Annotated in this window: 20 protein-coding genes; 6 read left to right on the top strand and 14 right to left on the bottom strand. The window is 69.6% G+C overall.

The genetic code is table 11. The features are described 5' to 3' along the window. From FBY21_RS21320 to FBY21_RS21300, 5 genes are all read right to left on the bottom strand, one after another. On the bottom strand, positions 1-852 hold the full coding sequence (locus FBY21_RS21320; protein ID WP_044407135.1) for a triphosphoribosyl-dephospho-CoA synthase: 852 nt from the start codon (positions 850-852) through the stop codon (positions 1-3). After that, positions 852-2,516 carry a malonate decarboxylase subunit alpha gene (gene mdcA / locus FBY21_RS21315; protein WP_142013495.1) on the bottom strand — a complete coding sequence of 555 codons (1,665 nt, stop codon included), beginning with the start codon at positions 2,514-2,516 and terminating at the stop codon, positions 852-854. The genes FBY21_RS21320 and mdcA overlap by 1 nt, the downstream gene beginning before the upstream one ends. A 172-nt stretch (positions 2,517-2,688) precedes the next feature. Next, complete coding sequence (locus tag FBY21_RS21310) at positions 2,689-5,124, bottom strand: TonB-dependent siderophore receptor (protein ID WP_142013493.1); 2,436 nt, start codon at positions 5,122-5,124, stop codon at positions 2,689-2,691. Between the two features lie 225 nt (positions 5,125-5,349). Further along, positions 5,350-6,348, bottom strand: a complete 999-nt coding sequence (locus tag FBY21_RS21305; protein ID WP_142013490.1) for a FecR family protein — start codon at positions 6,346-6,348, stop codon at positions 5,350-5,352. After that, a complete protein-coding gene (locus FBY21_RS21300; RefSeq protein ID WP_142013488.1) occupies positions 6,348-6,926 on the bottom strand; it encodes an RNA polymerase sigma factor in 579 nt (192 codons plus the stop codon). Before FBY21_RS21300 ends, FBY21_RS21305 begins: the two co-directional genes overlap by 1 nt. A gap of 137 nt (positions 6,927-7,063) precedes the next feature. Here FBY21_RS21300 and FBY21_RS21295 point away from each other — a divergent pair, with 137 nt between their 5' ends. Then, on the top strand, positions 7,064-7,612 hold the full coding sequence (locus FBY21_RS21295; RefSeq protein ID WP_142013486.1) for an RNA 2'-phosphotransferase: 549 nt from the start codon (positions 7,064-7,066) through the stop codon (positions 7,610-7,612). A gap of 131 nt (positions 7,613-7,743) precedes the next feature. On the opposite strand, the gene FBY21_RS21290 is transcribed toward FBY21_RS21295, so the two are convergent. The 5 genes from FBY21_RS21290 to FBY21_RS21270 all read right to left on the bottom strand — a co-directional run bounded on the left by FBY21_RS21290 (position 7,744) and on the right by FBY21_RS21270 (position 14,202). Further along, positions 7,744-8,145, bottom strand: a complete 402-nt coding sequence (locus FBY21_RS21290) for an ExbD/TolR family protein (protein WP_044407112.1) — start codon at positions 8,143-8,145, stop codon at positions 7,744-7,746. A 1-nt stretch (position 8,146) separates the two neighbouring features. Next, positions 8,147-8,854, bottom strand: a complete 708-nt coding sequence (locus FBY21_RS21285; protein ID WP_142013484.1) for a MotA/TolQ/ExbB proton channel family protein — start codon at positions 8,852-8,854, stop codon at positions 8,147-8,149. Positions 8,855-8,888: 34 nt separating this feature from the next. Then, positions 8,889-9,704 (bottom strand): energy transducer TonB, encoded by an 816-nt coding sequence (locus FBY21_RS21280; protein WP_142013482.1) that lies wholly within the window; start codon positions 9,702-9,704, stop codon positions 8,889-8,891. 1,213 nt (positions 9,705-10,917) lie between these two features. Then, the gene (locus FBY21_RS21275) at positions 10,918-11,823 is read right to left on the bottom strand and encodes a TauD/TfdA dioxygenase family protein (RefSeq protein ID WP_142013480.1); all 906 of its coding nucleotides are present in this window, start codon (positions 11,821-11,823) and stop codon (positions 10,918-10,920) included. 36 nt (positions 11,824-11,859) lie between these two features. Then, on the bottom strand, positions 11,860-14,202 hold the full coding sequence (locus FBY21_RS21270) for a TonB-dependent receptor (protein ID WP_142013478.1): 2,343 nt from the start codon (positions 14,200-14,202) through the stop codon (positions 11,860-11,862). A 360-nt stretch (positions 14,203-14,562) separates the two neighbouring features. Here FBY21_RS21270 and FBY21_RS21265 point away from each other — a divergent pair, with 360 nt between their 5' ends. Continuing rightward, on the top strand, positions 14,563-15,492 hold the full coding sequence (locus FBY21_RS21265; RefSeq protein WP_142013476.1) for a LysR family transcriptional regulator: 930 nt from the start codon (positions 14,563-14,565) through the stop codon (positions 15,490-15,492). Between the two features lie 397 nt (positions 15,493-15,889). Here FBY21_RS21265 and FBY21_RS21260 read toward each other — a convergent pair whose 3' ends face one another. Next, entirely contained in the window at positions 15,890-16,936 is a 1,047-nt protein-coding gene (locus tag FBY21_RS21260) for an ABC transporter substrate-binding protein (RefSeq protein WP_142013474.1), read from the bottom strand. Positions 16,937-17,214: 278 nt separating this feature from the next. Between FBY21_RS21260 and FBY21_RS21255 the strand changes: the two genes are divergently transcribed. Genes FBY21_RS21255 through FBY21_RS21245 form a run of 3 tightly spaced genes read left to right on the top strand, consistent with a single transcriptional unit; the run spans position 17,215 to position 21,273 of the window. Further along, on the top strand, positions 17,215-18,804 hold the full coding sequence (locus FBY21_RS21255) for an ABC transporter permease (RefSeq protein ID WP_142013473.1): 1,590 nt from the start codon (positions 17,215-17,217) through the stop codon (positions 18,802-18,804). Beyond that, entirely contained in the window at positions 18,801-19,652 is an 852-nt protein-coding gene (locus FBY21_RS21250) for an ABC transporter ATP-binding protein (protein ID WP_142013471.1), read from the top strand. The genes FBY21_RS21255 and FBY21_RS21250 overlap by 4 nt, the downstream gene beginning before the upstream one ends. A 13-nt stretch (positions 19,653-19,665) precedes the next feature. Beyond that, positions 19,666-21,273, top strand: coding sequence for an arylsulfatase (locus FBY21_RS21245; RefSeq protein ID WP_142013469.1), 1,608 nt, complete (start codon positions 19,666-19,668; stop codon positions 21,271-21,273). A 173-nt stretch (positions 21,274-21,446) separates the two neighbouring features. On the opposite strand, the gene FBY21_RS21240 is transcribed toward FBY21_RS21245, so the two are convergent. From FBY21_RS21240 to FBY21_RS21230, 3 genes are all read right to left on the bottom strand, one after another. After that, complete coding sequence (locus FBY21_RS21240; RefSeq protein WP_107329132.1) at positions 21,447-22,415, bottom strand: GGDEF domain-containing protein; 969 nt, start codon at positions 22,413-22,415, stop codon at positions 21,447-21,449. A 74-nt stretch (positions 22,416-22,489) separates the two neighbouring features. After that, on the bottom strand, positions 22,490-23,512 hold the full coding sequence (locus FBY21_RS21235) for a DUF2955 domain-containing protein (RefSeq protein WP_142013467.1): 1,023 nt from the start codon (positions 23,510-23,512) through the stop codon (positions 22,490-22,492). 8 nt (positions 23,513-23,520) lie between these two features. Next, entirely contained in the window at positions 23,521-24,582 is a 1,062-nt protein-coding gene (locus FBY21_RS21230) for an HlyD family secretion protein (RefSeq protein WP_142013465.1), read from the bottom strand. Between the two features lie 164 nt (positions 24,583-24,746). Here FBY21_RS21230 and FBY21_RS21225 point away from each other — a divergent pair, with 164 nt between their 5' ends. Then, a complete protein-coding gene (locus FBY21_RS21225; protein ID WP_044402018.1) occupies positions 24,747-25,703 on the top strand; it encodes a LysR family transcriptional regulator in 957 nt (318 codons plus the stop codon). Positions 25,704-25,784 lie beyond the last annotated feature (81 nt).

Below are 25,784 nucleotides of genomic sequence, written 5' to 3'. Positions count from 1 at the left end.
TCACAGGCTCCCGGCTTGATCGAGGAACAGGCAGGCGGCCAGCAGGTCGGCGGCTCCGCCCGGGGATACGTTGAGGGCCAGCAGGCGTGCCTCCAGTGCGCGCAGCTGACGGCGCCCGGCGAGGCTGGCGGCGCCCCCGGCGGCGAGCACCGCGCGGGCACCGTCGCGGGTGGCCTGCAGCCCCTCCGGGCCGGCGCGCCAGAGCACGCAGGTGTCGGACAGCTCGGCCATGATTGCCAGCAGCGCATCGAGCCGGGCGTTCTGCTCGCCGGCTCCGGCCGCGCGGCTGCGCTGCAGCTGTGGCAGGCCGTGGTCGAGGGCGGCGGGGAAGCCCAGCTGGGCTTCTTCCCGCGCACCGCGCACGCCGTAGCGACGGCACACCTCGGCCCCGTGGCTGCGCGGCGCGGGGGCGGCCGGGTCGTCGATCAGGGCAATGCGCGCGGCCCGCAGGGCGATGGCGCGGGCGTCGCGGCTGTCGGGCTCCAGCGCCCAGGCCGCCACCAGCAGGCCGAGTGCCCAGATGGCCCCCCGGTGGGTGTTGACCCCAGCGGTGGTGGCGAGCATCGCCGCCTCGCCTTCGCGGCCGATGCGGCCCAGGGCTTCGCGCAGGGGCACGCCGACCTCGCCGTGCTGCAGGGCAGCCTCGGCCATCTGCCGGAAGCAGGGCCAGAGCGACAGCGCCGAGGCGTGCATCAGGCCCAGGTGCAGGTCGGTGTGGGCACCGCTGCCGCGCCGGTCCACCAGGCCCGGCTTGGGCGTGAGGTCGGCCTCGTCGATCAGGGCGTCCACCGCCCGGTCCGCCAGCCAGTCGGCCAGGGGCAGGTCGGCGTCGCGTAACGTGAGTGCGCTCATCACCAACTCCTGAAACGGGCGGGCGGGTTGTAGAGGCCGCCGGACCACTCCACCAGCTCGGCGATGCTCTTGGCCGCGAGCAGCTCGCGGCTGGCGTCGGTGCGGCGGATGCCGAGGTCCTCGGGCAGGGCGATGAGCCCTTCGCGGCGCATGCGCTCGGTGTCCCTGGGGTCGTGGCGCAGGCCGATGGCGGAGACCCCGGCGACGGCGGCGATCATGGCGCGGCGTTCCTCATCGGAGCGCGCCTTGTACAGGTAGGCGATGCCTTCCTCGGTGAGCAGGTGGGTGACGTCGTCGCCGTAGATCATGATCGGCGCCAGGGGCATGCCGGTCTTCCGGGCCACGTCGACGGCGTCGAGGGTCTCGACGAAGGTGGGTTTGCCGCCTTCCTGGAAGGTCTCGACCATCTGCACCACCAGTTTCTTGCCGCGCGCCAGCAGGGCCTCGGGTTCGGCGCGCATGTCCAGCCAGGCGGGGGTGGAGTGGCGCCGGCCGCGCGGGTCGTGGCCCATGTTCGGCGCACCGCCGAAGCCCGCCAGGCGGCCCCGGGTGACGGTGGAGGAATGGCCGTCGCCGTCCACCTGCAGGGTGGCGCCGATGAACAGGTCCACCGCGTACTGCCCGGCCAGCTGGCACAGCATGCGGTTGGAGCGCATCGAGCCGTCGCGGCCGGTGAAGAACACGTCCGGGCGCTGGGCGATGTAGCCCTCCATGCCCAGCTCGGTGCCGAAGCAGTGCACGCTTTCCACCCAGCCGGTCTCGATGGCGGGGATCAGCGTCGGGTGCGGGTTGAGCGTCCAGTTGCGGCAGATCTTGCCCTTCAGCCCCAGGGACTCGCCGTAGGTGGGCAGGATCAGCTCGATGGCGGCGGTGTTGAAACCGATGCCGTGGTTGAGGGACTGGACGTTGTGTTTCTCGTAGATGCCGCGGATCGCCATCATCGCCATCAGCACGTGCACCGGCTTGATGTGGCGCGGGTCGCGGGTGAACAGCGGCTCGATGTAGAAGGGCTTGTCGGCCACCACCACGAAGTCCACCCAGGAGGCGGGGATGTCCACGCGCGGCAGGTCGCGCACGTCGTCCACCAGCTGGTTGACCTGGGCGATGACGATGCCGTCGGAGAAGGCCGTGGGCTCCACCAGGGCCGGGGTGTCCTCGGTGCTGGGGCCGGTGTAGAGGTTGCCCTCGCGGTCGGCCATGAAGCCGGCCACCAGGGTGACGTTGGGGATCAGGTCCACCACCAGCCGCGAGTACAGCTCGATGTAGGTGTGGATGGCGCCGACTTCCAGCAGGCCGTCTTCCATCAGCTGGCCGATGCGCAGGCTCTGCGGGCCGGCGAAGGAGAAGTCCAGCGTGCGGGCGATGCCGCGCTCGAACAGGTCCAGGTGCTCGGCGCGGCTGACGCTGGGCATGATCATGTGCAGGTCGTGCAGGCGGCCGGGGTCTGCCTTGGCCAGGGCGCGGGAGAGGAAGTCCGCCTGCTTCTGGTTGTTGCCTTCGAGCACCACCCGGTCGCCGGGGGCGATCAGGGCTTCGAGGGCCTCGACGATACGCTCGCCGGGCAGCACCGCGCCGTCGGCGAGGTGGCGCACGCGGTCGAGGCGGCGCTGCTTTTCCGCGCGCCGACGCGACCACTGCGGCGGGGAGGTGGGTGTTGTTGTCATGGTGGCTCCACGGGTTCCGCTGTCGTGGAGCGAACCTTAGGAGCGCGACCGGCTGGTCATCAATCAAGCCCGGCGGCGGATCGTTACGGCCAGATTAACGATCCGCTGCGGTGGGGGCCGGATGTAGGGCGGACCCCGCTTCACCGGTCCACCACGCGGAGTAGACCGGTACTCAGAACTCCAGGGTGCTGGAGAGCTGCACCAGGCGTGGGTCGCCGACCGAGACGTTGAGCTGGTTCACCGAGGAGCTGTAGTAGGTCTTGTCGAAGATGTTTTTCACATTCAGCTGCAGCTTCAGGCGGTTGTCACCTAGCGGGGTTTCGTAGCTGGCGAAGGCATCGGCGACCACGTAGTGCGGCAGGTTGAAGGTGTTCTCCGCATCCCCTTCGCGGGAGCCGACATAGCGACCACCACCGCCTACGCGCAGGCGATCACCCTCGAACAACGGGCCGAAGTCATAGACGGCGGAGAGTGAGCCGGTGTGCTTGGCGACGTTCTGCAGCTCGTTGCCCTTGAGCTTGGGATCCTTGGTCACTTTGGCGTCGAGCAGGGCGAAGGTGCCGATCAGGCTGAGGTTGTCGGTGACCTGGCCGGTGAGGTCCAGTTCGATGCCCCGGGAGCGCACTTCGCCGGCGGCGCTGGCGATGGTGTCGGTCCGACCATTGACTGTCACGTTCTGGGTGACCAGGACGTTCTCCTTGACGATATCGAACAGCGCCAGGGTGCCGGTGATGCGCCCCGGCATATCCAGCTTGGCGCCGATCTCCCAGGACTTGCCCTCCTCCGGCTCCACCGTGTTGATCGATGCGTTGTTGGTGAGCGGCGCGATGGTGGAGTTGGGCTTGAACGACTCGGTGTAGCCGCCGTAGAGGGACAGCTCGTCGGTCATCTTGTAGACCAGGCCGACGCGGGGCACCCACACCTGGCCGTCGATATCGGTGTTCTTGTTGAAGGGGCGACCGCGACCGGCGAGCTGGTCGTAGAGCTGGTAGCGGGCACCGGCGATGAAGATCCACTGCTCGTTCAGATGCACCGAGTCCTGGAAGAAGGCGGACTGGGTGACCACGCGATCGGTCTGGTCGCTGTCACTGGCGAATACGGTGGTGGGCACCGGAACCTGACCATAGACCGGATTGGTGTAGCTGAGACGGCGGGTGGTGTTCTGGCGGATCAGGTCTTCGCGATAGAACTTGCGGTACTCGTGGTCCACGCCCATCAGCAGGTCGTGCTGCATGCCGGCGAGTTGCACCTTGCCGTCCAGGTCGAAGGTGGCGAAATGCTCGGTGCTCACCGCGCCCCGGGTGCCGTCCAGGCGGCGGCCAACCGTTCCGGTGGCGACGTCGATCCCGGTGACCCGCGCCTGGTAGTCGTCATAGGTGTCGCGGTTGTAGCTGTAGGCGAAGTGGGCCTCCCAGTCTTCGCTGAGCTGATGCGAGAGGTCGAAGATGGTCAGGTCCGAGCGGCCTTCGGTGATGTTGTAGGGCTCGTCCAGGCGGCGCTCTACTGGGATGTTCAGCGGCTTGCCACCGACGAAGAGAGTGCCGCGGTCGAAGGGCACCGAGTACTCGCGGTGCTCGAAGCTGAGGTTCACCGTGGTGTCTTCGCCGTACCAAGCGAAGGACGGGGCGAAGGTCTTGTCGCGGTTGTGGCCGAAGTTGCGCCAGTAGTCCGCGTCGTCGTAATCGGCGATCACCCGGTAGGCCAGGCCGGAATCCCCCAGCGGGCCGGTGACGTCGAGGGTGCCGCCGCTGCCGTCCTTGCCGTCGCCGTAGGTGGAGGCGCGCGCGGTGATGGCGCGGTAGGCCTGCAGTTGCGGCTTCTTGCTGATGACGTTGATCACGCCGCCCGGGTCGAGGATGCCGTAGAGCATCGAGGACGGGCCCTTGAGTACTTCCACCCGCTCGGCACTGGCGGTGAGGTTGCGGCCCTGGATGGTGCGCATGCCGTCGCGCAGGATCGAGCCGTCGCGGTTGTCGCCGAAGCCGCGCTTCATCACCGCGTCCAGGGTGCTGCCGAGGGTGTTGGCCTGGGTGATGCCGCTGACGTTGGCCAGGGCGTCGTCGAGGTTCTGTGGCTGCTGGTCCACCAGCGCCTGGGCCGGGACCACGGCCACCGCCTGGGGGATGTCCAGCAGCGGGGTGTCGCTGCGGGCCAGGCGGGTGGTGGGCGGTGGCTGGTAGCTGGCGGCGCTCTCCGCCTGGCGGGTGCCATCGACGTTCACCGCGCCCAGGTCGAGGGCGTCGGAGCTGGCCACCGGCACCAGCGTCAGGGTGCCCGGCGCCGCCTCGGTGAAGCTGAAGCCGCTGCCGGCCAGCAGGCGTGCCAGGGCCTGCTCGGCGCTCATCCGGCCCTTCACGGCCGGCGCATTGCGCCCTTCCGGCAGGGCCTGGGTGTAGACCACCGCCAGCCCGGTGTTGCGGGTGAAGGCAGCCAGGGCCGGGGCCAGGGGCTGCGCCTCGATGGCGAAGACCTGCTCCCGCGCCAGCGCCGCCGGGGCCTCGGCCAGGGCCTGGGGCACCCAGGGGGCACTCCCCAGGGCGAGCAGGGCCGAGACCAGTCCGAGGCGCTTGAAGGCGCCGCGCTGCAACCGCGATGAGCTGTGATTCATGTAAGGCGTACCCCTGGCTGTGGCTTCTCGTTGCGAATAAATCGCATTCCATCACCCCTACACGGATGCCGAGCGGGAACACCTCACCCCTGCCCTGAAGTTTTTTTCCACAGGCGGCAGGCGACGTCGGAACGGCGCAGACGGTTTTCCACAGGCCACGGCGTTGCCATGACCGACAGGCGGGGGAGACGCGAGAAGGAAGGGCAGCGGAACGTGGCTGACAGCTCAGCGCAGGAGCATCACCCGGCCCAGCACTTCGTGGCGCTGGAAGCCGAGCACGGCGCCCAGGGCATCCACCACGGCGCGGGGGTCGTTGTTGGGGAAGCTGCCGCTGACCCGTTGCCCGGCGAGGTCGGTGTCCAGCAGCAGGATGCGGCCCGGGTAGTAGCGGCCCAGCTCGTCGAGCACGTCGGCCAGCGGCGTCTTGTAGAAGGTCAGCCGGCCCTGGCGCCAGGCCAGCTGGGCCTCGGCATCCACCGGGTAGACCTCGCCCCCGCGGCCGTCGAGGTAGCGCACCTGCTGGTTGGCGGTGAGCACCTGCTGCGGGGCATCCGCCCGGGCGCGGACGCCCACCCGCCCCTGCTCCACGGTGACCCGTGCGCCGCCGAGCTGCAGGCGCACGCCGAAGCGGGTGCCCAACACGCGGGCCTCGCCCCCGGCCGCTTCCACCACGAAGGGCGGCTCGCCATGGGTGACCTGGAAGTAGGCACCGCCCCGGTGCAGCACCACGTGGCGCTCATCGGCGCGGTAGTCGACGCTGAGGGCGCTGTCGGCATCCAGCACCACCCGAGAGCCATCGGCCAGGGTGAGGGTGCGCACTTCCCCCGGCGCGGACACGTAGTCGGCACCCAGGTCCTGCAGGCGGTCCAGCGGGTGCCAGCCGCCGGCCCACACCATCAGCACCAGGCTGGCGGCCATGGCCAGCACGCCACCCCAGCGGGCGCGCCGTTGCGAGGGCACGGAACGCGGCGCCAGGTACTGGCGCAGCTGGTCCGCCTCCTCCTCCGCCAGCAGCGCGGCGGCCGGCCAGGTGCGGCGCCAGAGCGCTTCGGCCTGGGCGTAGGCATCGATGTGGCGGACGTCGGCGTAGAGCCAGCGCTCGAAGGCCTCGCGCTGGCCGGCATCGGGATCGTCCTGCATGCGCCCCGCCCACAGCCAGGCCGCCTGTTCGACGGCGCTCTGGCGAGGGCTGGCCGCTGGCGGCCGCTGTGGATCGGGCTTCATCAGGTCGCGCTCCCGGGCGATGGGCCGGCGGAGGGCTCCGCCAGGCTGGCCTTGCAGGCCTCCAAGGCGCGCATCATATGTTTTTCCACCGCGCTCTGGGACAGCCCCATGGCCTGGGCGATCTCGCCGTAGGTGCGGCCGTGGATGCGGTTGAGCAGGAAGATGTGCCGGGTGCGTTCGGGCAGCGCACGCAGGGCTGCCTGCACGTGGCGCAGGTCGTGTCCGGCGGCCAGGGCCGCCTCCGGGTCGGCGGGCTCCGGCAGGTGCTGCTCGGCCAGCAGGCCGGCCTCGGTACGCGAGCGCGAACCCTCGCTGCGCAGGTGGTCGATGGCCATGTTGCGCGCGCTGCGCAGCAGGTAGGTGGCGAGGTCCTCCACCTGGGCATCGGCCCGCCGCCAGAAGCGCAGGAACAGCTCCTGCACCAGGTCCGCCGCCGTGGCCCGGCAGCGCACCTGGCGATTCACCAGCGCCTCCATGCGCGAGCGCTCGGCGAGGAAGGTGCGCAGCAGCACCTCGCGCGGCGCGGCTTTCGCGCGCTCGGCCTCGGCAAGGGTCGGCGGGAGGGGCTGGTCGGGCATGGAGAAGCCGGCGGGGCCAGGAAGGGAGCGAGATGATAATGCTTATCAAATAGACCTGACTAGGGACGATCCCCCTGCCGCCGACCGGTGACTGCCTTTAAAATGGCCGCCCCATGGACGACACGACCCCACCCCGAATGGACAAACGCCTTACCACCCTCAGCAAGTACCTCAGCTACCTCCTGCGCCACCAACCCGGCGCCATCGGCCTGACCCTGGACCGCGAAGGCTGGGCCGACCTCGACACCCTCATCCGCCTCGCCCGCGCCGCTGGCCAGGCCATCGACCGCGAGCAGGTGCTGGAGGTGGTGGCGAGCAACGACAAGAAGCGCTTCAGCCTCTCCGACGACGGCCAGCGCATCCGCGCCGCCCAGGGCCACACTGCCGCCGGCGTGGCCATCGACTACGCCGAGCAGGTGCCGCCGGAGTACCTCTTCCACGGCACCGCCTCGCGCTTCATGGAGGCCATCCGCGCCCAGGGCCTGCGCCCCGGCCGCCGCCACCATGTGCACCTCTCGGACCAGCGCGACACCGCCATCGCCGTCGGCACCCGCTACGGCCAGCCGGTGCTGCTGCGCATCGCCGCCGCACGCATGCACCAGGCCGGGCATCGTTTCTACCGGGCGGACAACGGCGTGTGGCTGGCCGATGCCGTGCCGCCGGCGTTCTTCGAGGTGGAGGATTGAGGGCCACGCCCCACCGCTCTGCCCCACCGCCGGGGCGGTGAACACGGCCGGGCCGGCTACAGGGCGCATCGGCCCCGCGTGGTCATAAAAAAGGCCGCCCGCCCCCTGCCTGAAGGCGGGCAGCCAATCCTTCAGCGAGCGGTAATCACCGCCAGCTTGGTGATCCCGGCCCGCTCGATGGAAGCCATGGCCTTGGCCACCGCGCCGTAGTCCACCTTGTCGTCGGCCTGCAGCTGCACCCGCAGCTCGGCATCCTTGGCCTTGGCGGCCTCCAGGTTGGCCTGCAGCAGGTCGGGCTGGATCTCGTCCTTGTTGATGAACACCTTGCCCTCGCCATCGATGCTCACCACCAGCGGGTCCTTCTGGTCCGGCGGGGCGACGGCCTCGGTCTTGGGCAGGTTGATGGGGATGGCGTTGGTGAGCAGCGGCGCGGTGACGATGAACACCACCAGCAGCACCAGCATCACGTCCACCAGCGGGGTGACGTTGATCTCGGAGAGGACCTCGTCGCTGTCCTGGGTGGAGAAGGCCATGTCAGGACGCCTCCTTCACGGCGCCGGCCGCACGGGCCGGAGCGGGGTTGACGATCAGCCTGAAGGCGCTCTTCTGGGCCAGCAGGTAGAAGTCGTGGGCGAAGTCCTCGAGGTCGGCGGCGGTCAGCTTGAGGCTGCGCAGGAAGTAGTTGTAAACCAGCACCGCCGGCACCGCGACGGCGATGCCCACCCCGGTGGCGACCAGCGCCGCACCGATGGGGCCGGCCACGGTCTCCAGGCTGGCGGAGCCGGCCAGGCTGATGCCCTTGAGCGCCTCCATGATCCCCCACACGGTGCCGAACAGCCCGATGAAGGGCGACGTAGAGCCGATGGAGGCCACCACCGCCAGGCCCGACTCGAGGGCGCGGCGCTGGCGCTGGATCTGCTGGCGCAGGGCGCGTTCGAGGCGGTCCTGATGGTTGATCGCCTGGCTCAGGTCACCGGGCTGGCCACCGGGTACCTGCAAGGCAGCGAAGCCGGCGCGGGCTACATCGGCCACGGCACCGCCATGGCCCTGCACCAGCTCGGCGGCGCTGTCCAGGCTGGTGGCGCTCCAGAAGCGCTTCTGGAACTGGCGGTCGCGGTGCTTCAGGCGGGCGAACTGGATGGCCTTGACCAGGGCCAGGCCCCAGGTGACGACCGAGAAGCCGATGAGCAGCCAGATGACCAGGTGCTCGACGGAGCCGAAGGGGTTGCTGATTAGGTCCATGGTGCAGTCCTCACAGGGCGCAGGGCGCCGGTATTCAGTTCAGTTTGAAATCGATGGGCACGCTGACCCAGCCGTCCTGGGCCACGTCGCCGCGCTTGGCGGGGACGAAGGTCCAGCGCTTGACGGCCTTGACCGCCGCCTCGTCGAGCAGGTCGCGGCCGCTGCTCTTCTGCACCTGCACCTCGCTGGGCGAGCCGCTGGCCAGCACATGGACCCGCAGCAGCACCGTGCCTTCCCAGCCACGGCGCTGGGCGAAGGCGGGGTACTCCGGCGCCGGGTTGCGCAGGTAACCGGCGTTGGCCGAGGGCGGCGTGACCGGAGCCGGAGCGGGCGGAGCCGGGGGTGCCGACGGCGCGGGCGGGGCCTCGACCTTCGGCGGGGGTGGCGGAGCCTCCACGGGCTTGGGAGCCGGTTTCGGCGCGGGCTTGGGCGCGGGTTTCGGCTTGGGCACCGGCTTGGGCGGCGGTTTCACCGCCAGCTCCTCCACCACCGGGGGCGGCGGCTCGACGACCGGCGGCGGGGGCGGTGGCTCAGGGGGCGGCGGCTCCACCACGGGCGGGGCCGGTGTGGTGAATTCGATGGTCATCGGCGGCACCTGGGGCGGCACCTCGGGCAGCGGCGGCGTGGGCTTGCTGCTGACCCAGTAGAGGACACCGGCATGCAGCACCAGGGCAAAGGCCCCCAGCAGCCACGCCTCGCGGCGACCGAGCACGCGGGCCTGGCCGCTGCGGAAGCGGGAGGCGGCCAGCGCCTGGCGCACCTGCACGCCCAGGTCGCGCACCTCACCCGGCGCGCGCACATCAGGCCTCGGCAGGCCACTTGCGCTGTCGGCCTTGAGGACATTGCCCATCGGCAGGACTCCTGGTTGAAGAAACCGGCCGGGGCCGGTGATCGAAAACGGGCGGCTGGGCCGCGTGAGGGCCGATCCAGAGCGGTCGGCCACGACGGGAATGATTGGTTCGGACGCTTATCCCATAAAGTAATTTTTAATGATTTTGTAATCACTTTAAGGAATATAAATTTCTAACCAATTGATTTTTAAAGAATTTTAAAACCTGATGCCTTGGCGGCATTGAAAATATGCCGGGAAGGCATCGAAAGACCGCGCAGGCGGCGGTTTGGGATGGACGCCGTGCCGGGTGGATGTCGCGTTTCACGCCCACCCGCGGTGTTGCAGGTGGCGCCAGCGGTGGACCGGTGAAGTAGGGCCCACACCGCCGATCCGCAGCCAGCCACAACGATGGGCTTCGCACAGCTCAGCCCATCCTGCGGACGGAGCGGGCCCGTAGGATGCGGTGAGCTCGGCGAACCGCATCGATGCGTGACAGCAGGGGCTACCGTAGCCCGGGCTTCAGCCCGGGAAGCTGCACGGAATTCATCGAATACCCCCGAGCGAGTGGGGGCGGTTTCAACCGCGATGGGCGCAACCGCGGGAGCGAGCGCTGCTCGCGAAGCGTCAGCCGTGAGGTCGGGAGCGGGATCTCCCCGGACTGAAGTCCGGGCTACGGCGGGGATCGGTGAAGCGAGGTCCCTACCACCGATCCGCAGCCAGCCACAACGATGTGCTTCGCACAGCTCAGCCCATCCTACGGACGGAGCAGGCCCGTAGGATGCGGTGAGCTCGGCGAACCGCATCGATGCGTGACAGCAGGGGCTACCGTAGCCCGGGCTTCAGCCCGGGAAGCTGCACGGGATTCATCAAATACGCCCGTGCGAGTGGGAGCGGTTTCAACCGCGATGGGCGCAACCGCAGGAGCGAGCTCTGCTCGCGAAGCGTCCGCCGCGAGGTCGGGGAGCGGGGCCTCCCGGACTGAAGTCCGGGCTACGGCGGGGATCGGTGAAGTGGGTCCACGCCACCGATCCGCAGCCAGCCACAACGATGGCTTCGCACAGCTCAGCCCATCCTACGGACGGAGTGGGTCGGTAGGATGCGGTGAGCTCGGCGAACCGCATCGATGCGTGACAGGGGTGTGGGGGTGGCACAACCGCGATGCAGGCGCTGATCGCGAACGAGACCGGGAAGCCGCAGGGCGACGAGCGTCGCCCTGCGGAGGGTGGCGGGGTCAGCCCTTGCGGGTGGTGCGGCTGCGCTGGCCGTCGATGCCCACCGGGACGTCGCCGGCCAGGGTCACGCGGCGGACGATGCGCGGCTGGGTGTCGTAGTCGTCGACGGCGTAGTGCTGGGTGGAGCGATTGTCCCAGATGGCCACGTCACCGGGCTGCCAGCGCCAGCGCACGGTGTTCTCCAGGCGCGTCACGTAGCCCTGGAGGACGGCGAAGATGTGCGCCGAGTCGGACTGGGACAGGCCCTTGAGGCGTTTGACGAAATGCCCCAGCAGCAGGCTGCGTTCGCCGCTGACGGGGTGCACGCGCACCACCGGGTGCTCGGTCTCGTAGACGGTGGAGGTGAACACCTTGCGGTACTCCTCCAGCTTTTCCACCGGGGCATTGGGGCGCACGCCGGCGTAGTCGTATTCGTTGCTGTGGATGGCCCAGAGCTTGTCGGCCAGCTCGCGCAGTTCGCCCGGCAGGTCGTTGTAGGCGGTGGCGGTGTTGGCCCAGACGGTGTCGCCACCGGCGGCCGGGGCCACCACGTTGCGCAGGATGGAGGCCTTGGGGTAGGCGTCGACGAAGGTCACGTCGGTGTGCCAGGAGTTGGCCCGCTGGCCTTCGGCGCCGTCGAGCTGCAGCAGGTAGCGGGTGCCTTCGCGCACCGGCACGGTGGGGTGGGCAACGGGGTCGCCGAGCAGTTTGGCGAAGGCCTCCTGGCCCTGGTCGTCGAGGTGGGTCTGCCCACGGAAGAAGATCACCTTGTGACGGACCAGGGCGGCCTGGATGGCGTCGACGGTGGCGGCGTCCAGCTCGGCGGAGAGGCTGATGCCACGGATCTCGGCGCCGATGCGTCCGGCGATGGGGTGGATGTCCAGCTGGATCTCGGGCTGCTGGGTGGCCAGTGCTGCGTTGCTCATGGTGCGGTCCTCGCGTTGAGTGGGTGGTGCTGGGGATCAGAAGTCGTAGCGCAGGGAGACCCCGGCGGTGCGCGGGGCACCCACCGAGGCGGTGTAGGCGCCGTTCAGGTAGGCGAAGGCGCTCAGGTAGTAGTCGGTGTCGGTGGCGTTGCGCACCCAGATGGAGGCGTCCACCTGGCCGTCGCCCAGGTCGCGGCGCACGCCGGCCGAGAGGTTGACCAGGCCGTAGCCGTCGATCTTGGAAAGGTCGGAGTTGTCCAGGGTGCCTTCGGCCTCGGAGCGGTAGGCGTAGCTGGCGGTGAGGTAGGGCTCGATGCGGTTCTCCAGCTGCCATTTGTATTCGCCGCTGAGGTTGGCGATCCATTTCGAGGCGCCGACCACGCGCTCGCCGGTCAGGTCGCAGGTGGCCGGCGCGCCGGGAGCGGTGCTCACCTCGCCGGGGCACGGGGCGTCCTTGAAGCTGAGGTAGGTGACGTCGTTGTAGGAGCCGTTGAAGCGCAGGGTCAGCCCGCGCAGGGGCAGCGCGGTGGCCTCGAACTCCAGGCCACGCGAGCGCACGCTGCCGGCGTTGGCCAGCACCTGCACGACGTTGGTGGAGCCCGGCGCCTGGTACAGGGTGGTGGCCTGGTAGCCGTGGATGCCGGTCCAGAACAGGTTGGCGTTGAGCTGCAGGCGGTTGTCCAGCAGGGTGCTCTTGAAGCCCAGCTCCGCGTCGTTGGCGCGCTCGGGCCCGACCACCAGGGAGTCGGCACCGGCCACCGGGGCCGAGCCCACCGCCAGGTTCACCCCGCCGGACTTCTCGCCATGGGCCAGGGAGGCGTAGCCCAGCAGGTCGTCGTCGAATTTGTAGGCCAGGTTCAGCAGGAAGGACGGTGCGGCGTTGTGCAGGCTGAGGTCGCCCGAGTCGTAGGCGCCCAGCTGCGCCGCGCGGATGGCGGCAGCCTGGCCGCTGACGGCAGCGCCGCCCACCGGGGCGAAACGCTCGACCTTGGCGTCCTTCTCCTCGTAGGTGCCGCGCAGGCCGGCGGTGAAATCGAGGCGGTCGGTGAGGTGCCAGGTGCCCTGGGCGAACAGCGCGTAGCTGTCGGTCTCGATCTTGCCGTTGGCCTGGGTGCTGACGTTGTTGAAGGCGTTGAGGTTGGCACCGAGCAGGAACAGGTCGGCCCGGGAGCCGTAGTCGGTGAAGGTCTTGTTGCCGAGGTTCTGGTTGAACACGTAGGCGCCGACCACGTAGTCGAAGGCGCCGCCGGTGGGCGAGGCCAGGCGGATCTCCTGGGAGAACTGGCGGTCGTGCACTTCCACGCCGGTGTTGAGCAGCGCCGGTACGTTGAGGCTCTCGTCGTTGGCCGGGGTGAAGTGCCAGTAGCGGTAGGCGCTGATGGAGGTGAGGGTGTAGCCGCCGGCGAGGTTCCAGTTGGCCTCCCCCGAGCTGCCGCCCTGGTGGACGCTGACGTTCTGGCGGCCGTCGATGTTGACCTTCCTGTCGTCCGGGTCGCGCACCGGCGAGGCACCCGCCAGGGCCGCGCGCTGCCAGTAACGGGCCGGCGCGCCGTAGACCACCATAGTGCCGGTGCTGGAGTCCTCCTCGTTGTAGTCGTTGATCCAGCGCAGGTTGAAGTCGTCGTTGGGCTTGAACAGCAGTTGCCCGCGCACGCCCTGGCGCTCACCACCGTTGAGGTCGTCGCCGGTGTGGATGTTCTTGATGAAGCCGTCGTCGCGGGTGCGGTAGGCCGACAGGCGTGCGGCGAGGGTGTCGGTGAGGGCGCCGTTGACCGTGCCCTTGGCCTGGAAGTAGCCGTCCTGGCCGCCGGAGACCTCCACCGTGCGCTCGGGGCTGAAGGTGGGGGCGCGGGTGCTGATGTTGAGCACGCCGGCGGTGGTGTTCTTGCCGAACAGGGTGCCCTGGGGGCCACGCAGCAGCTCCAGCTGCTCGATGTCCAGCAGGTCGAACACGGCCATGCCCGGGCGACCGAGGTAGACGTTGTCGAGGTAGACCCCGGCGCTGCCTTCGAGGCCGTCGCTGGCCGGGTTGTTGCCAATGCCACGCACCGCGACGCTGGATTGCCGCGCATGGATGAACGCGACGTTGACGCTGGGTAGCACCTGCTGCAGGTCCTGCACCTTGTAGATGCGCTGGGCTTCGAGGTTTTCCCCGCCCAGGGTGGTGATCGGCGTGGGGACATCCTGGGCGTTTTCCTCACGGCGACGGGCGGTGACGGTGACCTTCTGCAGGGCCACGTCCTCCTCGGCCTTCGGGTTGTCGGCAGGCCGCTCGGCGGCCCAGGCGGGGGCGCTGCCGAAGGCCAGCAGCAGGGCCAGGCTGGCGTCGAGGCGGCGCAGGGTGAAAGGCGGCCGCAAGGCGGTACGGCGGTTTCTCATGATCGGTTCCTTGGCATCGGGCCCGGCGCCGGGCCGAGCGGGGCCGCGTCACCCAGGCGGGCAACGGCAGCGCGGTGTTCAGGGAGTGCGGCGCGGCGCGGGGCGCTCAGCCGCTGGGACGGTGCCTCAGCGACACCCCATCCGGACGGACATGGGGCACGGGCACGGCGGCAAGGCGATGGGCATGGCAAGCGGTTTCATGGTGCAGGTCCCCCTCTGGGCTGGGCCATATGCTTATTCCATTTGAATCTTATTTATCTAACTAAGCTTCGTTGACGGAATAAGAGCCTGCATTTAAAACCAGCCCCCAGAGGCCGGCAAATGCCTTCGCCCTATATTTTCGATGCCGGAAGAGCATGTATGGACCTGCGCCAACTCCGTTACTTCGTCGCCCTGATCGAACACCGCAGCTTCGTCCGCGCGGCCGATGCCATGGGCATCACCCAGCCGGCCTTCAGCCGCAGCATCCAGGGCCTGGAGCAGGCGCTGGGCTGCCAGCTGGTGGACCGGGGCAACAAGGACCTGCGCCCCACGCCGGAGGGCCAGGTGGTGCTGCAGCACGCGCTGCGCCTGGTGCAGGGCGCCAGCAACCTGGTGCACGAGATCAACCAGATGACCAAGCTGGACGCCGGCGAGCTGCACTTCGGCTGCGGCCCGGCGCCAGCGGCGAGCCTGGTGCCGGATGCGCTGGCAGCGTTCATCCGCCGCCATCCACGGGTGAACGCGCGCTTCGAGGTGAACAACTGGGAGACCCTGGGCCGTTTGCTGGCGCGGGAGGAGATCGAGTTCTTCATCGCCGACATCCGCCAGTTCGAGACCGACCCGAACTTCCAGACCCGCGAATTGAGCCCGCGCCGGGGGCGTTTCTTCTGCCGGGCGGGGCATCCGCTGCTGGCCAAGGACAGCCTCTCCACCAACGACCTGTTCGACTACCCGCTGGCCGCCACGCGGTTGCCGGCGGGGGTGCGCAAGCTGCTGGCCGGCTTCAGCGGCAAGGCCGATTTCAGCCTCAACGTGGAATGCGAACACGTGCCCGCGCTGGTGCAGGTGGTGAGCCAGACCGATGCGGTGGGCCTGGCCATGCTGGAAACCCTGGCGCCCCACCTGGAGCGCGGCGAGCTGGCGCTGCTGGGCTTTCGCAACCTGCCGGAGAACCTGGACAGCCTCTCCGCCCGCTGCGGCATCGTCACCCGCACCGGCTACCGCCTCTCCCCCGCCGCGCGGGCGCTGATCGAGATCATCGTCGAGCGGGACCAGGCCGACGCGGCGCCAGAACGCCAGAGCGCCTGACGGACGCGGCCCGTGGGGGCACCTGTCGGTGGGCTGAGCTGTGCGAAGCCCATCATGGCCGGGCGCCTCGGGTTCGATGCGGTTCGCGCAGCTCACCGCATCCTACGGACGGCACCCAGGCACCTGGGGGGCGGCCCGCCGGTCCACGATCGGTGCCAACCGTGACTCCGTCGGTGGGCTGAAGCCCACCCTACGAATCGGTGCGCGGAGGCGAGCGTAGGATGGGCTGAGCTGTGCGAAGCCCATCGTTGCCGGGCGCCCGGGGTTCGATGCGGTTCGCACAGCTCACCGCATCCTACGGAGGGCGACCAGGCGCCTGGAGGGCGGTCCGCCGGTCCTCTATCGGGGCCAACCGTGACTCCGTCGGTGGGCTGAAGCCCACCCTGCGAATCGAGGTTCAGCGCGAGGCCTGGGCCTGCTCGGCCAGGGCGGCATCGAGGAAGCGCGGTTCGGCCCAGTCGCTCACCTGGAAGGGTTTGCGGATCAGCCGCTGTTCGGCGGCGAAGTCGACGCCCTTCTGCAAGCGGGCGAGGAAGTCGGCATCCAGGCGCGGGTCGAAGATCGTGTGGAAGCTGTCGTCCTTGAGGTCGGTGCCGAGGATCACCGGCGGGTAGCTGGCCAGGCGCGAGACCAGTTCGACGTAGGCCTGCTTGTGGTTGTCGTCGCGCAGCCACTCCACCGCCTGCTGCTGGGCCTTGACCAGGCGCGCGGTGATCTCGGGGTAGTCGCGGACGAAGGCGCCCGTGCCCACCAGCACCGCCTGGGTGCTGCCTGCGCCGCCCAGGTCGCGGGTGCTGAGCGGCAGTTCGGCGAGGCCCTTCTCACGCAGGGCGATGAGCCCGGCCAGGCCCCAGGAGGCGTCCACCTGCTTGGCCGCGAGGGCGGCGTTGGCGGCGTTGAAGTCGAGGTTGATCACCTTGTAGTCGCGTTCGGACAGGCCTCGGCTGGCCAGCGCGTTGGCGAAGGACAACTGGTTGGCGGTGCCGCGGAACACCGCGACGCGCTTGCCCTTGAGGTCCTCCAGGGTCTTGATTCCCGAGCCGGGCACCACGCCCAGGTAGCTCTTCACGTCGCGGGCGGTGGCGCTGAGCAGGCGTGTGTCGAGGCCGCTGGCCTTGCCGATGATGGCGGCCAGGTCGCCGAGGTAGGCGAAGTCCACCTGGCCGTTGGCCAGGGCTTCGTTGATCACCGGGCCGGCGCCCTTGAAGAACAGCCATTCGACGCGGATGCCGTCGGCGGCGAATTCCTGTTCGAGGATCTGCCGGCTGCGCAGCACGTCCACCACGCCACCGCCGCTGTGTTCGCTGCCGGCGCTGAGGTCGGGCACGGCGATGCGCAGGGTGCTGGGGGCGGCTGCCTGGGCAGGCAGGGCGAGGGTGCCCAGCCAGCCCGCCAACAAGGCGGGGACGAAGCGCCCGATGAGGCGCGGCAGGGAAAGGGACATGGCGGGGCTCCTGTGGATAAGGTCGATGGCGGCACCTTATCCACAGGCTGAACGGCAAATTAAATAATAAAAACTCATTCACTTATTCCCTGGATGCTTAAGTCAGCACTGCCGCACCCGCCAGGCCGGTATGCGCCGCGCGCATGGAAAATATTCGGCAAATGCATTTGCCGCCCTCCCCCGCCGCTCCCTATGAATAGCCCTTCTTATCCCTGGAACAGCAGAAGCCAGCGCTTCTTATGCCTCCGGGAAATATTCATGGCGCGCCGGGAGACCCGATGAGCACGATCCAGACGCCGTTCCCCACCCTGCCCCTGCCAGCCGTGCGCCGACGCCCCCGGGTCGGTGCCGTGCTGCTGCCCTGGGCCCTGCCCGCCGCGCTCCTGCTGCTGTGGTGGCTGGCCGCGCGGGGCCAGTGGATGTCCGGGCAGATCCTGCCGTCTCCGGCGCTGGTGTGGCAGAGCGCGGTGGAGTTCGGTTCCGGCGAGCTCTGGGCGCACCTGTGGATAAGCCTGCAGCGGCTGCTGCTGGGCTTTGCCCTCGGGGTCGCCGCCGGCACCCTGCTGGGCACCTGGCTGGGGCTGTCGCGGCGGGCCGAGGCACTGGTCTACCCGAGCTTCGTGGCCCTGGCGCAGATCCCCACCCTGGCGTGGATCCCGCTGTTCATGCTGCTGTTCGGCATCGGCGAGGCGCTGAAGCTGGTGGTGCTGGTCAAGGCCGTGGTGGTGCCGGTGACCCTGCACACCCTGGCCGGCGTGCGCGATGCCCAGCCACGCCTGCGCGAGGCGGCGGCGGTGCTGCGCCTGCCGCCGCACCTGCTGGCCTGGCGCCTGGTCGTGCCGGCTGCCCTGCCCGCCTTCATGGCCGGGTTGCGCCTGGCCCTGGCCACCGGCTGGACCTCGCTGCTGGCGGTGGAGCTGCTGGCATCCAGCGAGGGCATCGGCTACCTGATGGTCTGGGGCCGCCAGCTGTTCATGCTCGACCTGGTGTTCGTCTGCATCCTGGTGATCGGCCTGGTGGGCGCGCTGATGGATCGCGGCATCAACCTGCTCGACGCCCGCCTGCTGTTCTGGCCGCACCCGGCCACCGCCGAGCGCCCGCGCGGTCCGCACCTGCGGGGCTGGCAGCGCTTGCAGGCGGCGGTGCTGCCCCTGGTGCTGCTGGCGGTGTGGCAGGCCAGCAGCAGCCTGGGCTGGGTCGACGCCAATATCCTCGCTTCCCCGCTGGAGGTGCTGCGTGCCCTGCACCAGGGGCTGCTGGATGGCAGCCTGCCCACGGCCATGGGTGCCAGCCTCAAGCGCACCGTGGCAGGCCTGGCGCTGGGGGGCGGCGCGGGGTTGGCGCTCGGTCTGCTGCTGGGGCTCTCCGCCCGTGCCGAGCGCTTCGCCGGCCCCAGCCTCTCGGCCCTGCGCCAGGTGGCGATCTTCGCCTGGGTGCCGCTGCTCACCGCCTGGTTCGGCCTGGGGGAGGCGGCCAAGCTGGCCTTCGTCGCCCTGGCGGCCTTCTTCCCCCTGTTCATCGCCACCCAGCGCGGCGTCCTGGCGCTCTCGCCGCAGCTCGGCGAGGCAGCGCAGGTGATGCGCCTCGGCCTGGGCCAGCGCTTGCACCTGCTGGTGCTGCCGGGTGCGGCACCGGCGATCTTCGCCGGCCTGCGCCTGGGGCTGATCTACGCCTGGCTGGGCACCATCGGCGCCGAGTACTTCATGCCTTCGGACGGCGGCATCGCCAGCTACATGCTCGGCGCGCAGCAGCTGTTCCGCATGGACCAGGTGATGGCCGCCATGGTCTTGGTGGGCCTGGTGGGCGCGCTGCTGGGCACCCTCGGACAACGCATCGAAGCGCGCGCGACGCGCTGGAGAACCGCATGAACGCATTCCACCGGGTGTCGCCACCCGCCACGACCCGCGCGCCGACGGTGCGCTTCGCCGGGGTCGGCAAGGTCTTCGAGGTGGATGGCCAGGATTTCCAGGCCATCCAGGACTTCAGCCTGGATATCGAGGAGGGAGAGTTCATCGCCATCGTCGGCTCCAGCGGCTGCGGCAAATCCACCCTGCTGCGCCTGCTGGTGGGCCTGGACACCGCCTTCGACGGCCGCATCGAGGTGGACGGCCAGCCGGTGCGCGGCATCGGTGGCGAACGCGGCATCGTGTTCCAGGAGCACCGCCTGTTCCCCTGGCTGACGGTGGCGCAGAACATCGGCCTGGGCCTGGTCAACGAGAAGCTGGAGCGGGCCGAGCGCGCCCGGCGCATCCAGCAGTTCGTGCAGCTGGTGGGGCTGGGCGGCTTCGAGGGGGCCTACCCGCACCAGCTGTCCGGCGGCATGGCCCAGCGCGTGGCCATCGCCCGGGGGCTGGTGGCGAGCCCGCGCATCCTGCTGCTGGACGAGCCCTTCGGCGCCCTCGATGCGCTGACCCGCCAGCAGATGCAGGACGAGCTGCTGGCCATCCGCGCGCGCCAGCGCATCACCACCCTGCTGGTCACCCATGACGCCGAGGAGGCCATCTACCTGGCCGACCGCGTGGTGGTGATGGCGCCCCGCCCCGGGCGCATCAAGCAGGTGGTGCCGATCGACCTGCCGCGCCCGCGCCAGCGCACCGGCCATGACTTCCACCAGGTGCGCGAGGCGCTGCTGCACCAGCTCACCGGCGATGGCGACTACCGCCCGCCGCAGCCGCCCCGGCTGGCCGACCTGCCCTTCGAATCCATCGCCCTCTGACCCTGGAGCCTCCATGAGCAAACGCCCGAACTTCCTGATCATCGTCGCCGACGACCTGGGCTTCTCCGACCTGGGCGCCTTCGGAGGCGAGATCGCCACGCCGAACCTGGACCGCCTGGCCTTCGACGGCCTGCGCCTGACCGACTTCCACACCGCGCCCACCTGCTCGCCGACCCGCTCGATGCTGCTCACCGGCACCGACCACCACATCGCCGGCATCGGCACCATGGCCGAGGCGCTGACGCCGGAGCTGATCGGCAAGCCGGGCTACGAGGGCTACCTCAACGACCGCGTGGTGGCGCTGCCGGAGCTGCTGCGCGAGGCGGGCTACCAGACGCTGATGTCCGGCAAGTGGCACCTGGGCCTGACCGCCGAGCGGGCGCCCCATGCGCGGGGCTTCGAGCGCTCCTTCTCGCTGCTGCCGGGGGCGGCCAACCACTATGGCTACGAGCCGCCCTACGACGAGACCACGCCGGGCATCCTCAAGGCGACGCCGGCGCTGTACGTGGAAGACGACCGCTTCATCGAGCAACTGCCGGAGGGTTTCTATTCCTCCGACGCCTTCGCCGACCGGCTGATCCAGTACCTGAAGGAACGCGACCAGAGCCGACCGTTCTTCGCCTACCTGCCCTTCTCGGCGCCGCACTGGCCGCTGCAGGCGCCGGTCGAGGTTGTGGATAACTACCGGGGCCGCTACGACGCCGGGCCCGAGGCGCTGCGCCTGGAGCGCCTGGAGAAGCTCAAGGCGCTGGGGCTGGTGGCGGCGGATGTGGAAGCGCACCCGGTGCGGGCCATCAGCGCCGAGTGGGACGCGCTGAGCGAGGCGGAACGCCAGGTGTCGGCGCGGACCATGGAGGTCTATGCGGCGATGGTGGAGCGCATGGACTGGAACATCGGCCGGGTGCTGGACTACCTGCGCCAGCAGGGCCTGGAGGACGACACCTTCATCCTCTTCATGTCCGACAACGGCGCCGAGGGCGCGCTGCTGGAGGCCTTCCCCAAGTTCGGCCCGAACCTGAAGAGCTTCCTCGACCAGCACTACGACAACAGCCTGGAGAACATCGGCCGCGCCAACTCCTACGTCTGGTACGGCCCGCGCTGGGCCCAGGCGGCCACGGCGCCGTCGCGCCTGTACAAGGCCTTCACCACCCAGGGCGGCATCCGCGTGCCGGCGCTGGTGCGTTATCCACAGCTGCGGCGGCAGAAGCAGATCAGCCACACCTTCGCCACGGTGATGGACATCACCCCGACGGTGCTGGACCTGGCCGGCGTGCGCCACCCGGGTACCCGCTGGCGCGGCCGCGAGGTGGCGCCGGTGCGCGGGCGCTCCTGGCTCGGCTACCTCTCGGGCGAGACGCCCCAGGTGCACGACGGCAGGACGGCCACCGGCTGGGAGCTGTTCGGCATGCGTGCCATCCGCCAGGGGCACCTGAAGGCGGTGTACATCCCCGCGCCGGTGGGGCCGGAAACCTGGCAGCTGTACGACCTGGAGAAGGACCCGGGGGAAATCCACGACCTGGCCCAGGAGCGGCCGGAAGCGCTGGCCGGGCTGATCGAGGCCTGGCAGCGCTATGTGGACGAGACGGGGGTGATCCTCAACGAATCGCCGTTCCAGCCGTAGGGCGAGCGCGAAGAATGGGGGCGCAGGGTGGACCGTGGTGGCGATGAACCTGTAGGGGCGAATTCATTCGCCCAAGGACCGCATAGCGGTCCCATGGATTCCGAAGGGCGGGCCTGCGGCCCGCTTGGCGGCTGAAGCCGCCCCTACGGCACGAAGCCCGCATGGCCGGCTGGCTAGACCTGCACGATCTGGTTCTTGCCGCTGCGCTTGGCGGTGTACATGGCCTCGTCGGCGCGGGTGTAGAGCTGTTCGAGGGTGTCGCCGGGGCGCAGGGTGGTGAGGCCCTGGCTGAGGGTGACGTTGAACACCTTGCCGTTGGCGCTGAACGACAGCCGCTGCACTTCGCGCTCCAGGCGCTCGGCCACCTGCAGGGCCTGGGCCGGGTCGCAGCCGGGGAACACGGCGGCGAACTCCTCGCCGCCGATGCGGCCGAAGTGGTCGACCCGCCGCAGGGCACCGGCGCCGCACTGGGCGATGCGCTGCAGCACCACGTCGCCCACCTGGTGGCCGAAGGTGTCGTTGATCTGCTTGAAGTCATCGATGTCCAGCAGCAGGAAGGCCAGGGAGCGCTCGTAGCGCTCGGCGACGTCGAACTCGCGCTGGGCGCATTCAAAGAAGTGCCGGCGGTTGCTGGTGCCGGTCAGCACGTCGGTGGTGGCCAGGCGCTGCAGCTCGGCCTCCAGGGTCTTCTTCTCGGTGATGTCTTCGGCGATGCCCACCACCAGGGTGGTCTGCCCGGCCTGGCCCTGGCGGCTGACGAAGCACTTGTCGCTGAGCCAGCGCACCTGGCCGTCGCCACGGATGATGCGGTACTCGCGGGCCTCGATGGCGCCCTTCTCCAGCACCTGGGCAAGGCTGCTGGCGGCGTACTCGACGTCGTCGGGGTAGATGCAGTTGCGCCATTCGTTGACGTCCACCATCAGCAGCTCGGCCGGGCGGCCGAACAGGCGCTCGTAGTGGGGGCTGACGTAGACGATCTTCTGCGCCTCCCAGTCCAGCGCCCAGAGCACGGCGTTGACGCTGCCCAGCAGCACGTTGAACAGCGCCTCGCGTTCGCGCAGGCGCTCCACCTCACCCCGGCTGTGCAGCAGCGCCAGGGTGAGCTTTTCCGCCTCGCTGGGTATTTCGTCCAGGTTTTCCATCCGTCCCATAGCCTTCCTTCGCGTCCTCGATCGGGTTGAGCCCGCCCATCCCGGGCAGGCGGGGCAAGGCCGAATCAAGCATGGCTCTGGTGGCGGGTGGCGGCAAAACGGTTGAGGAGCCGGTGTAGGACGAACACCGCAAGGAGGGTGACGAAGACCGCTACGCAAACCGAACTGAGCCGATAGGCCAGGCTGAACATCATGTCGTGACTCGGCGTCAGGTATTGACCGAAAACGATGGCCAAAGTTGTCAACGCGCCGAAGCCAACCCCCTGTGCACCCTCCAATACGTGCACCCGGGCACAGAAAAACGCGGCGATCCAGTACAGCGAGGTGACGAGCGGTAGTACGTCGTAGTGGTCGTAGAGCAGCAGTTGCAGGCTGAGGGCGATGACGCAGCCGAGCAGGGTTCCGAGGGCGCGGATACGCCCGGCGAAGCGGATGCCGTGCCAGTGCATCGGAAACAGCACCAGGATCGAGGCGATCTGGGCCGACAGCGAGTCCCTGAGGTCGAGGGTCTGGAAGAGCATGAAGGACAGTGTGGCGAGGCTGGCGCCGAGCACGGCCTCGTGGCGCCGGCTGGGCAGGTCCTTCTCCGGGAGGACGCGGGGTGCGCGCGGTTCGGCGTCGGGGAAGAGGTAGAACATCAGCCAGGCGATCAGCACCGTGAGGCCGGCGGCCACCAGGTTGCTGGCCACCAGGTCGTAGAGGTGGGTGTCGGGGTAGCTGGCGAAGTGCAGCTGCATGGAGAGGAACACGCAGCCCAGGGCGCCGAACAGGAACAGCGGGCCACGCGCCATGAGGGCGAAGCGCCAGAGGAAGGCGAGGAACACCAGGGGCACGATGAGCAGCGGACGGTCGCCGAACAGGCCGTAGATGACCAGTGTCTCCAGGCTCACCAGCACCGCCTGGGCGAGGAACTGGCGGATCAGGTGGGCGTTGAGGGTGGGCACCAGGCCGAGCAGCAGCATGGGGTAGACGCAGAAGAACGAGCCGTTGTCCCAGCTCATCAGCTTGCAGATGAACAGCCCGAGGGTGCCGCCGCAAGCCAGGCGCAGGCACTGGCGCAGGCCGTTTTCGTCGAGGGCGCGCTTCATTGTCGGACTCAGTAGATGTAGTGGAGCCAGGCGATGAGGCGGATCTGCGCGCGGCCCAGGGCGCTGGCCAGCGGCGAGTCGTGGGGGTAGAGCTGTACCGTGGCCTTGGCGCCGCTGGGCAGAGGCGCCTCGGGCGCCTGCTCCAGCACCACGTGCAGGCGCTGGCGCTGGGCATCGCGGACCCAGCGGTCGGAGCTGGCGGGAGCCGCCAGGTCGCCGTTGGCATCGAGCTGGCCCTCGCGCACGCCAGCGTCGATGGCGCTGACCCGGGCCGGGAAGATGTGCCCCGGCCAGGCGTCGAAGACCACGGCGGCGGCATCGCCCGGGCCGACATAGCGCAGGGCCTTTTCGCGGAAGTCGGCGCTGATGTCCACCTCGTCGACCACCAGGGCCGCCACCGGGGTGCCGGCGGCGACGTAGGCGCCCGGCGAGAGCTGCAGGTTGCTGACCACCCCGGCGCGCTCGGCGCGGACCTCGGTGTAGGCCAGTTGCAGGCGGGCCTGCTCCAGCTGGTTGCGGGCCTGGCGCAGGCGCAGGTTGTCGGCGCCAGCGGTGCCCCGGCGGGCCTCCTGCTCGCGGATGCGTGCCTGGGCGGCGAGGACGTCGGCGCGGGCGGCGCTGCGGCGCGACTCGGTCTGTTCGTAGAGCTGGCGGGAGACGTGCTGGGTCTGCACCAGGCGTGCAAGGCGGTCGGTCTCGCGCTCCAGCTCGCGGGCGGTCACCTCGGCGGCGTGCAGCGAGGCCCGTGCGGCGGCGAGGCCGGCGTCCAGCTCGGCGTTGTCCCGCGCGGCCGCCTCCACGGCCAGCTCGGCGGCGGCCACGGCGAGGCGGTAGGGCTCGGGGTCGAGGCGGAACAGCACCTGGCCGGCCTCGACGTGGCGGTTGTTGGCCACGGCCACGTCCAGCACCTGGCCACCGACGCGGGGCGCCAGGCGCACCACCGGACGGGTCAGCTGGGCCTGGGGCGTGACGGGCATCCACAGGTCGGCGGCGAGGAAGTAGGCGAACAGCAGGACGAAGGCGACGATGGCGGCGCGGACCCGGCGCGCGAAGCGTTGATCGGGGGTCATGAATTACCTCTGGCGGCGCTGGACGAACAGGCCGCAAGGCCACGGAACGGGCCGGAAGGCGGCACACCAGCGAAATGGGAAACAGTTCGGCACCGCAGTATATTGGGCCGCTTTTCCCTGATAATCCGCGCCCCCAGAGAAGCAGCCTTGCGCGAGGAGTAACAATGGACACCCTGAACAGCATGCGTGTGTTCGTTCGCGTCATCGAGACCGGCAGCTTCACGGCCGCCGCCCAGGCCCTGGACCTGTCCACCGCCCAGGTGTCGCGCCTGGTGTCGGAGCTGGAGCAGCAGCTGCAGGCCCGGCTGCTGCACCGCACCACCCGGCGCCTGGGGCTGACGGAAGTGGGTGAGCGCTACCTGCAGCGCTGCCGCTCGATCCTCGACGAGGTGGACCAGGCCGCTGCCGAGGCGCGCGGGGCGCACCTCAAGCCCAGCGGCCGCCTGCGGGTGCACACCATGACCGGCCTCGGCCTGCAGCACGTCACCGGGCTGGTGGCCCGCTACAGTGCGCTGTACCCGGAGGTGGTGGTGGAGCTGACGCTGTCGCAGCGCAACCCCGACCCCATCGAGGACGGCCAGGACGTGGTGCTGACCTTCGCCCGCGAGCTGCCGGACTCCCAGCGCATCGCCCAGTCACTGGGGCAGATGTACAGCGTGCTCTGCGCCTCGCCCGACTACCTGGCCCGCCACGGCGTGCCCAGCGGCCCGGCGGACCTGCGCCGGCACCGTTACCTGCGCCTGCTGGACCCGCTCTACCAGGACAACTGGACCCTGAGCGACGAGCACGGCGAATACGACGTGCTGCCGGCGGAGGCCTTCCAGGTGAACGTGGCCGAGTCCCTGGCGCGGGCGGCCCAGGCCGGCATGGGCTTCTGCCTGCTGCCCTCCTTCGTCGCCTGCCAGCCCTTGCGCGAAGGCAGCCTGCTGCGGCTGTTGCCGGAACACCGCCTGCGCGAGCGCAACATCTATGCGATCTACCCGTCGCGGCATTTCATCGACGCGAAGATCCGCACCTGGGTGGACTTCCTCAAGGCCGAACTGCCCCCGCTGTTCGCCCAGGACGACGCGGTGCTGGACGATCCTCGGCACTGGGCTCGACCGAATTCATTGTTGCGCTAGAAGCAATTGTGATTCACCTGCCTGGCGGTTTTTCCGGGTGGGGCCGGCGCCTAAGATGGCCCCCGTTCCCAGATGCATCCC

Source organism: Pseudomonas sp. SLBN-26, assembly GCF_006715895.1.
GTDB classification, from domain to species: Bacteria; Pseudomonadota; Gammaproteobacteria; order Pseudomonadales; family Pseudomonadaceae; genus Metapseudomonas; species Metapseudomonas otitidis.
The sequence above is the reverse complement of the archived record's forward strand: the minus strand, read 5'-3'. Positions and strand labels throughout refer to the sequence as shown.